The organism is Streptomyces sp. NPDC048718 (genome assembly GCF_043198875.1).
Lineage (GTDB): Bacteria > Actinomycetota > Actinomycetes > Streptomycetales > Streptomycetaceae > Streptomyces.
In genome coordinates this window covers 139,757-148,382 of the sequence record NZ_JBICVG010000019.1, presented here as the reverse complement: position 1 = coordinate 148,382, position 8,626 = coordinate 139,757, and the positions used below count along the sequence as shown (strand labels likewise).

Sequence of the window (8,626 nt, the reverse complement as noted above, 5' to 3'; positions counted from 1 at the left end):
AGACCGGGCGTCGCCAGCTTCTCCAACGGCACGTCGTTACGGCGCGCCCGCAACGTACCGACGAAATCCAGACAGAGCGTCCCACAGGGAAAGGCGTGATGCACGTCACCATACTGACCAGTGACAGTGAGGGAGGCAAGGCGCCGGACGTATGCCGGCGCGTACGTCCGTGTCCCGTCGCCGCCGACGGCAAGCGGGCGACGGGACCCGGAGCCGCCGTGAGAGTCGCGGACACCGGAGAAAGGCACCTGCGGGCAACCGGCTCTGCGCGGACGGGCACGACGGCCCTCCGGCTGATGCCTACCTTTCCGGCATCCACACAGTCGCCTGAACGAAGAGGCCTCATGCAGTTCGGAATTTTCTCGGTCGGGGACGTCACTCCCGATCCGACCAACGGCCGTACCCCGTCGGAGGGCGAGCGCATCAAGGCGATCCTCGCCATCGCGCAGAAGGCGGAGGAGGTCGGGCTCGACGTCTTCGCGATGGGCGAGCACCACAACCCGCCCTTCGTGCCGTCGTCGCCCACGACGATGCTCGGTTACGTCGCCGCCCGGACCGAGAAACTGATCCTCTCCACCGCCACCACGCTGATCACCACCAACGACCCGGTGAAGATCGCCGAGGACTACGCGATGCTTCAGCACGTGGCCGACGGCCGGGTCGACTTGATGATGGGGCGGGGCAACACCGGCCCGGTGTATCCGTGGTTCGGCCAGGACATCCGGCAGGGCATCGAACTCGCCAAGGAGAACTACGCGTTGCTGCGCCGACTGTGGCGCGAGGACGTCGTGGACTGGGAGGGGAAGTTCCGTACGCCTCTTCAGGGGTTCACATCGACACCCCGCCCGCTGGACGGCGTACCGCCGTTCGTGTGGCACGGCTCCATCCGCTCGCCCGAGATCGCCGAGCAGGCCGCCTTCTACGGTGACGGCTTCTTCCACAACAACATCTTCTGGCCCGCCGAGCACACCCGGCGGATGGTCCAGCTCTACCGCCGCCGTTTCGCCCACCACGGCCACGGCACTCCCGAGCAGGCCATCGTCGGCCTCGGCGGCCAGGTGTTCATGCGCAAGAACTCGCAGGACGCGGTACGGGAGTTCCGCCCCTATTTCGACAACGCGCCCGTCTACGGGCACGGCCCGTCGCTGGAGGACTTCACCGAGCAGACACCGCTCACGGTGGGCTCGCCGCAGGAGGTCATCGAACGGGCCCTGTCCTTCCGTGACACCGTCGGCGACTACCAGCGCCAGCTGTTCCTCATGGACCACGCCGGACTGCCGCTGAAGACGGTCCTGGAACAGCTCGACATCCTCGGCGAGGAGGTCGTCCCGGTGCTCCGCAAGGAGTTCGCGATCGGCCGTCCGGCGAACGTACCGGACGCGCCCACCCATCAGTCGCTCCGGTCCGCCGGGAACGGCCGGGACGTCCGGGAAGGTTCCGTCGCATGAGGCTCGTCGCCGTGTCCGCGGGGCTGAGCACCCCGTCCTCCACCCGTCTGCTCGCCGACCGTCTCACCGAGGCGGTGCGCGAGGAGTTCACCGCTCGGCGTCACGACGCGCAGGCCGGAATCGGGGCCGAGACCGAGATCCAGGTCGAGGTCGTCGAGCTGCGGGAACTGGCCGGTGCCATCGCCCACAACCTGGTGACCGGCTTCCCGTCGCCTCCGCTGGCCTCCGCCATCGACGCGGTGACGGGCGCCCACGGCCTGATCGCCGTGACGCCGGTCTTCACCGCCTCCTACAGCGGTCTGTTCAAGTCCTTCTTCGACCTGATCGACCCCGCCGCGCTCACCGGGAAACCGGTTCTCATCGCGGCGACCGGCGGCACGGCCCGCCACTCCCTGGTCCTGGAGCACGCCCTGCGCCCGCTCTTCGCCTATCTGCGCGCCACCGTCGTGCCCACCGCCGTGTACGCGGCGTCCGAGGACTGGGGCTCGGCCGGTGACGACCATACGGAGGGTCTGCCGGCGCGCATCCGGCGGGCGGCCGGCGAGCTGACCGCCCTCATGGCCGCCCGCCCGGCCGACGAGACGCCCGAGGACGACGACGTCAGCGCGCTCGAACGGCAGCTGTCCGACCTGCGCTTCGACTGAGGGCCAGGCGTCGCCGGGCGCCGGGGCGGGCACGGCGGGCCTGCCGGGAGGCGGGCCGCTCGCGACCGGGCCTCCCACACCTCCAAGGCGCGGCCCCGGGCGACGCCACCCAGCACGCCCTCGCGGCCCACGCCGCTCACTCGGCCGACGCCTGCCCTCACGCCGCCTCCAGTGCCGCCCCCTGCCTCGCCGGGGGCGGCACCGCCGGTTCTTCTCCCCCCTCGCCCTTCCTCTCGCTCGGATCCCACTCCCACCCATCTCCAATCGAGATGACTGACATCCCGAAGCATCGTCTCCAACGAGGAAGCACCGAGGGCCGGCCGGCGCTTGTCCTGGGTGACGGCAGCGAGGAAGCCGCCGATCGCCCGCCTTACGTCCACCCCGGCCGGAACCCCCGGCCCACCCCTTCCCGAGAAGGTGCCCATGTCCACCTCGTCCGATCCCCAGACCCCGCACCGGTCCGCCGCCGAGGCACCGCACGGCGTACCGGGCTGGCTGATCGCCCTGCTGGCCGTCGCCTCCGGCATGACGGTCGCCAACCTGTACTACGCCCAGCCGCTGCTCTCCACGCTGAGCGGCGTCTTCCACACCGGCACCGCCACCACCGGGGCCCTGATCACCCTCACCCAGGTGGGCTATGTGATCGGCATGCTGTTCCTGGTCCCGCTCGGCGACCGGCTGGAGAAGCGCAATCTGGTCACCGCCCTGCTGACGGTCACCACCCTCGCCCTCCTCGTGGCGGGACTCGCCACCAGCTTCCCCATGCTGCTGATCGCCTCGCTCGTCAGCGGAGCCACCTCGGTCGTCGCCCAGATCCTGGTGCCGTTCGCCGCGAGCCTCGCTCCCGACCACGCCCGAGGCCGGATAGTCGGCCGGGTGATGAGCGGTCTGCTCACCGGCATCCTGCTCTCCCGCACGCTGAGCAGTCTGGTCTCCGACCTCGCCGGCTGGCGCACCGTGTTCCTCGGTTCCGCCGCCCTGATGGCCGTACTCGCCGTGGCCCTGCGCGCGGCCCTGCCGCGGCACGCGCCGACCACCACCATCCCGTACCACCACGTGCTGCGCTCCACCGCGCGGCTGGTGCGCACCCACCCGGCGCTGCTGCGCCGCGGCCTCTACCAAGCCGCGATGTTCGGCGCGTTCAGCGCCTTCTGGACCACGGTCTCCTTCGTCCTGACCGGTCCCGTCTTCCGCTACTCGGCGGTCGGGGTCGGAGTGTTCGCCCTCGTCGGCGCGGCCGGAGCGGCCATCGCCCCGTTCGCCGGACACTGGGCCGACCGAGGGCTCGTCCGCCCGCTGACCGGGGTCGCCTTCGTGGTCGCCGCCGTGTCGTTCGCGCTCGCCGGGTTCGGCGGGCACAGCGTCATCCTGCTCGCCGTCGCCGCCATCCTCGTCGACATGGCGGTCCAGGCGACGCTGATCCTCGGCCAGCACACGGTCTACCAGCTCGACCCCGCCGCCCGGGCCCGCCTCAACAGCGCTTTCATCGCCATGTTCTTCGCGGGCGGGGCCGCCGGATCCCAGCTCGGCTCCGTCGTCTATCACGCGTGGGGCTGGTCCGCGCTCACCGCGTTCGGGGCCGGCCTGCCGCTGCTCGCCTTCCTCTATTGGCTCACCGAGCGCCGGCAGGGGGCGGGAGCGGAGGCCGGTACGGCAGCCGCGTGACCCCCGGCCGCTGCGGAGGGCGTACGTCGGGTGGGTACGGACGTACGCTCCTCGGCCCGCCGCGTGAGAGGCCCCGCGCGGGTGCGTCCCATCTCCACGCGGGTGACGGGCTGTTCGCCGTAGGCCCGCTTGTTCTCCCACCCGCCGCGCACCCCCGCGGACACGCGGTCCACGGCTGTTCACAACCGTCCGCCTACGATGACGACGATGACCGACACCCGCCCCCGCCGTGCTCTCCCCCACCGGGACGGCATGCGGCTCTACCGGAAGTGACAATGGATCTACGGCAGATGGAGGTCGTGGTCGCCGTGGCGGACGCGGGCGGCTTCACGGCGGCGGCACGGCGACTGCACGTGGTCCAGTCCTCCGTGTCCGGTACGGTCCGCGCCCTCGAACGCGAGCTGGGCACCCCGCTGTTCGACCGCACGACGCACCGCGTCGCGCTGACCCCGGCGGGCGAGGCGTTCGTGCCCGCCGCACGGGCGACGCTGCGGGCCGCCGAACTGGCCCGGGAAGCGGTCGACGCCGCCCGCGGCCACCTGCGCGGGCGGGTCACCGTCGGCATCATGCAGGGAGTCTGGGCCGGCCTCCACCATGCCCTGGCCGCCCTGCGCGCGGAGCATCCGGGTGTGGTCGTCCACCTGCGCCAAGCCGCCGTCGCCGACATCCGGCAGGCCCTGCGCGAGGGCACGGTCGACCTGGCCGTGGTGGCCCTCGACCGTCAGCAGCAGCGCGGTCTGACCACCCGGTTGCTGTCCCGCGAGGACATGGTGCTGGTGGCGTCGCCCCGACGGGTGCTCGCCGGGGCGGCTGCGGACGGTGAGGTGCGGCTCGCCGACGTCGCCGCGCTGCCGCTGGTGGACTTCACCCCCGGCTGGGCGATCCGCCACGCGGTAGACCGGTCCTTCCGGGCCGCCGGGGTCGACCGGGGTACGACGTTCGAGGTGAACGACATCGTCGCGGCGGCCGAACTGGTCCGTAACGACCTGGGCGTCTGCGTCATGCCCCGGTCGATCGCGGACCGTTTTCCCGATCTCTCCCAGTACCGCTTCGACCGGCACGCGCCGAGCTGGAAGGTCATGGTGGTGCGGCCGCCCGGGGAAGCGCCCCCGGCGGTCGCCGCGCTGCTGCGCCACATCGTCTGAACGCGGCGCGGGTGCCCCTGGCGGACTCCCCCGGACACTTTCCGCGCCCCTCCCGTCACCCACCCGCGCGACTCGGCTGCCATGGACAGGATCACGGGCCGGGCCGGAAGAGGTTCCGCCGGCCCGCCGGCCGGTGCGTGGGTCCCCGCCGGTCGGCCGTCAGCGGCCTCGCGCCCGTGACGCTCATGTCAGGACGTTGACGGCCCGGGCGATCACCAGACCCAGGATGAGAAGGGAGACCAGCGACTGGACCGCCATGGCGATCTTGGCCCAGGGGGCCAGCGGCATCACGTCCGTGGGGCTGAAGGCCGTGGCGTTGGTCAGCCCGAGGTAGAAGTAGTCGACGAATCGGGGCCGCCAGTCCGCCGGGGCGAGGCCGGGGCTCAGGTGCTGGGGGAAGGCGAGGGCCGGATGGGCGGGCGTCCGGTGCAGACGCGCCGCCGCGCCGCCGCCGTCGAGTTCGAAGTACAGCAGGGAGAAGGCGAGGACGGTGCCGGCCCAGACGGTGCCTCCGGTCTGGAGCAGGCTTGTCGCGGACGCCGTCTCCTTCCCGTTGTGCACGATGTCGTCGACCAGTTTCACGGTCGACCAGACGGCGCCGAGCGAGAGGGCGCAGACCAGGGCGATCGCCGCGGCGCGCAGCGCGCCGGAACGCCGGTCGATCCTGCCCGGGTCGCCCGCGATGAGCGTCAGCAGAAGCAGCCCCTCCACGGTCGGCAGTATCCAGGCCGACGCCAGCCGCAGGTCGTCGGGGAGCAGCAGGGTCAGCGCCATGGCGACCGCGACGGCCGTGGCCATCGGCCAGCGCGGCTCCCCGAGGGGCGCCTCCCCCGGCGCGGACCCGGGGTGCGGGGGAGCGTGATGTCGGCTCACGGGGCCTGGCCTCTGTCCTCGTCGTACGCCGGCCGGCGAGCGCCGGCCCGGACCCCCTCCTCTTCACTATGGCTCACGGGGCCTCGTACGACCGGGAACCCGGCCGGGCCGGCCGGCCGGGCCGAAGCCGAGCGGGTCCCTACGCGGGCAGGCCGACGGCGCGGCCTCGGCCGCGGTTGCGGCGTTGCTGGATGACGACGGCGGCCACCAGCAGCAGTCCTTGGGCGACGTTCTGCCAGAAGGTGTTGATGCCCTGGACGGTGAGGCCGTTCTGCAGCGCGCCGAGCAGGGCGACCGCGAGCAGGGTGCCGCCGATGGTGCCCTTGCCGCCCTTGAGCGCGCAGCCGCCGAGCGCGGCCGCGGTGATCGACTGGAGTTCCAGGCCCTCGCTGCCGGAGACCGGCTGCCCGGATCCGGTGCGCGCGGTGAGCAGCACGCCGGCGAGGGCGGCGACCATGCCGGTCAGCGCGTACGCCGAGATCAGGTACTTGTTGAGGTTGATGCCGGCCAGTCGGGCGGCGGTGTCGTTGCCGCCGAGCGCGTAGATGTTGCGGCCGATGTCGGTGTACGTGAGCAGGATGTGCACCGCGGCCGCGACCACCGCCAGGATCCAGACCATGGTCGGCAGCCCGGCGATCCTCCCCCGGCTGAGAAAGACGAACACGGGGTCGCCGAGGACGTAGCCCTGCGCCCGTCCGTCGGAGAGGAGTTGGGCGAGTCCCTTGTACGCGGCGAGGCCGGCCAGCGTGGCGATCGTGGGGTTGACGCGGCCGTGGATGATCACGAGGCCGTTGACCAGGCCGACTGCCGCTCCGGTGAGCAGGGCCGCGCCGATGCCGAGCGGGGCACTGGAGCCGGTGGCGGTGAAGACCATCGCGCTGACCACGGAGGCGAGACCGGCCTGGGAGCCGACGGAGATGTCGAGGCCGCCGCAGATGATGACGACGGTCTGCACCACGGCGAGCAGCCCCGCGATGGTGGCCGCCTCTCCGATCACCCGGATGTTGTCCCAGCCGAGGAAGTTGGGGTCGAGGGAGCCGAACACGGCGATCACGACGACGAGCGCGCCGATGAGGCCGATGTTCTGTCCGCCGATCGAGGCGAGGAGGGTGCGCGGGCCGCGCGGACGCGGCCCGGGGCCGTTCCCGTGCGGCGGGCGCTGGGTGCTCGGGGCGGTGGTGGCGCTCATCGGGCGGCTCCGGTCGCGGTGGTCGGGGTGTCGGGGCCGGCGCTGCCCTGGGGCGTACCGGCGCTGCTCTGGGGAGCGGCAGCACCCTGAGTCGTACCGGCGCTGCCCTGGGCCGCGCCGGTGCCGTCCTGAGGAGCGGCGGCGAGGTCGTCGGCCATGGCGAGGGCGAGGATCGCCTCCTCGGTGGCCTCGGTGCGGCCGAGTTCGCCGGTGACGCGGCCGTTCTGCAGCACGAGGACGCGGTCGGCCAGACCGAGGACCTCGGGCAGTTCGGAGGAGATCACCAGGACGGCCACGCCTTCGCGGGCCAGGTCGGCGATGATCTGGTAGATCTCCGCCTTGGCGCCGATGTCGATGCCGCGGGTGGGCTCGTCGAGGATCAGCAGCGCGGGCCGCCGGGCCAGCCAGCGGGCCAGTACGACCTTCTGCTGGTTGCCGCCGGACAGGGCGCTGACCTCGGTCTCGACGGAGGGTGCGCGCACCCGCAGGCGGTCGGCGAACTCCTGCGCGAGGGCGCGCTCCTTGGTCTTGCTGACGAAGCGCCGGCGGCGCAGTCGGCGGTAGCTGGCCAGCGCGGTGTTGTCGCGGATGGTGCGGTGCAGGAACAGGGCCTGGGCCTTGCGTTCCTCCGGGGCCAGCCCGATGCCGGCGGTGATGGCGTCGCGTGGGCCGCGCAGGTTCAGGGGTCTGCCGTCGAGCGTGACGGTGCCGTTTCGGATCGGGGTGTCGCCGGCGAGGGCGAGCGCGAGTTCGGAGCGGCCGGCGCCGACGAGTCCGGCGAGGGCGACCACCTCCCCGGCCCGGACCTGGAAGGTGACGGCGCGGACGTCGTCGGTGGTGAGGTCGTGGACGTCGAGCACCACGCGGTCGGTGGCGACCTCCTGCCGGGTGAACAGGCCGGCCAGGTCGCGGCCGACCATCAGCCGGACGACCTCCGCCTCGGTGGTGGTGGAGGCGTCGACGACGCCGGCCACCCGGCCGTCGCGCAGGACGGCGATGCGGTCGGCGAGGCGGAAGATCTCCTTCATCCGGTGCGAGACGTAGACGACGGCGACGCCCTGGTCGCGCAGCCGCCCGATGAGGGCGAACAGGGCCTCGGTCTCGTGCTCGGAGAGAGAGGAGGTCGGCTCGTCGAAGGCGATCGCCCGGGGCGGGGTGTCGCCGGTGAAGGCGCGCAGGATCTCCACCAGCTGGCGCTGGGCGGCGGTCAGCCGGGAGCCGGGCAGATCGGGGTCGAGGACCTTGGCGAAGCCGAGCCGTGCCAGGTCGGCGGTGATCCGGCGGCGCAGCTCGGCCCGGTCGAGGCGGCGCCCGGCACGGCGGGGCAGCGCTCCGGCGTACACGTTCTCGGCGACCGAGACGTGCGGGATGATCTCCGGTTCCTGCGGGATGATCCGGATCCCGGCCCGGTGCGCGTCGAGCGGCGAGGCGAGGGTGAGCGGCGTCCCGTCCAGTAGGACCTGCCCCCGGGACGGCCGGTGGTCGCCCGTCAGGACGCGCAGGAGGGTGGACTTGCCGGCGCCGTTCTCGCCCATCAGGGCGGTGACCTGGCCGGGCGGGAAGTGCAGGGTGACGTCCTGGAGCGCGTGCACGGCGCCGAACCGCTGGGAGACGTTCTCGGCGGACAGGCCGGCGGCTGGGCTGGGAGTCATGGGGGCCTCA

General features: G+C 72.6%; 7 protein-coding genes. 4 read left to right on the top strand and 3 right to left on the bottom strand.

The annotated features are described in order from the left end of the window. Window positions 1-344 precede the first annotated feature (344 nt). The 4 genes from ACGFRB_RS29560 (at window position 345) to ACGFRB_RS29545 (ending at window position 4,902) form a co-directional block, all read left to right on the top strand. The gene (locus ACGFRB_RS29560) at window positions 345-1,448 is read left to right on the top strand and encodes an LLM class flavin-dependent oxidoreductase (protein ID WP_393247385.1); all 1,104 of its coding nucleotides are present in this window, start codon (window positions 345-347) and stop codon (window positions 1,446-1,448) included. Further along, window positions 1,445-2,092: an FMN reductase gene (locus ACGFRB_RS29555; protein WP_393247383.1), complete on the top strand. Its 648-nt coding sequence runs from the start codon at window positions 1,445-1,447 to the stop codon at window positions 2,090-2,092. The genes ACGFRB_RS29560 and ACGFRB_RS29555 overlap by 4 nt, the downstream gene beginning before the upstream one ends. 423 nt (window positions 2,093-2,515) lie before the next feature. Continuing rightward, window positions 2,516-3,757, top strand: a complete 1,242-nt coding sequence (locus ACGFRB_RS29550; RefSeq protein WP_393247381.1) for an MFS transporter — start codon at window positions 2,516-2,518, stop codon at window positions 3,755-3,757. Window positions 3,758-4,032: 275 nt separating this feature from the next. Then, a complete protein-coding gene (locus tag ACGFRB_RS29545; RefSeq protein ID WP_393247379.1) occupies window positions 4,033-4,902 on the top strand; it encodes a LysR family transcriptional regulator in 870 nt (289 codons plus the stop codon). A gap of 183 nt (window positions 4,903-5,085) precedes the next feature. On the opposite strand, the gene ACGFRB_RS29540 is transcribed toward ACGFRB_RS29545, so the two are convergent. From ACGFRB_RS29540 to ACGFRB_RS29530, 3 genes are all read right to left on the bottom strand, one after another. After that, window positions 5,086-5,700: a hypothetical protein gene (locus ACGFRB_RS29540; protein WP_393247377.1), complete on the bottom strand. Its 615-nt coding sequence runs from the start codon at window positions 5,698-5,700 to the stop codon at window positions 5,086-5,088. 214 nt (window positions 5,701-5,914) lie between these two features. Continuing rightward, window positions 5,915-6,964, bottom strand: coding sequence for an ABC transporter permease (locus ACGFRB_RS29535; protein WP_393247375.1), 1,050 nt, complete (start codon window positions 6,962-6,964; stop codon window positions 5,915-5,917). Continuing rightward, window positions 6,961-8,616, bottom strand: coding sequence for a sugar ABC transporter ATP-binding protein (locus ACGFRB_RS29530; RefSeq protein ID WP_393247373.1), 1,656 nt, complete (start codon window positions 8,614-8,616; stop codon window positions 6,961-6,963). The genes ACGFRB_RS29535 and ACGFRB_RS29530 overlap by 4 nt, the downstream gene beginning before the upstream one ends. Window positions 8,617-8,626 lie beyond the last annotated feature (10 nt).